Here is a 613-nt window from a genome sequence, read left to right as displayed (position 1 = left end):
GCACTGGGCAGGATTCAGTGACCGTACGAGTCCTTGCGGATTTGCGGTCACCTATGTTGTTACTAGACAGTCGGAGCGCCCGAGTCACTGCGACCTGCCTCTTCGCGAGGCAGGCATCCCTTATTGCGAACGTACGGGACTAACTTGCCGAATTCCCTAACGTCGGTTGCTCCCGACAGACCTTGGCTTTCGCCGCCACGAGTACCTGTGTCGGATCTCGGTACGGACAGTGTGCTCGCCTTTTCACGGGCTCTAGGTTGGCCTGACTTGCGCTATCCTACCATTCGTCCGCTTCGTACCATTACGGTTTCCACGGATTTCGATAGTTAGACTGGGCGAAAGCCCAGCTCAGGCGGCCCCAAAGCGTCGGCTTTGAGTGCACACTGGCATAGGAATATTAACCTATTTCCCTGTTGTCAATTTCGACTTACGGATTGACTTAGGACCGGCTAACCCTCAGCTGATCAGCATTGCTGAGGAACCCTTACTCGTTCGGCCGTCGGGGTTCTAACCCGACTAACGCTGCTACTATGACCAGGATTTTCGTTACTGAACGGTCCACACGATCTCTCGACCGTGCTTCCACCCGAACAGAACGCCAACCTACAAGATC

General features: G+C 54.8%; 1 rRNA gene. It reads right to left on the bottom strand.

Features of this window, described 5'->3' with window-relative positions:
• Positions 1-613: ribosomal RNA gene (locus tag C489_RS20710) — 23S ribosomal RNA — on the bottom strand; the annotation flags it as partial.

The organism is Natrinema versiforme JCM 10478 (genome assembly GCF_000337195.1).
Taxonomy (GTDB): domain Archaea; phylum Halobacteriota; class Halobacteria; order Halobacteriales; family Natrialbaceae; genus Natrinema; species Natrinema versiforme.
The sequence above is the reverse complement of the archived record's forward strand: the minus strand, read 5'-3'. Positions and strand labels throughout refer to the sequence as shown.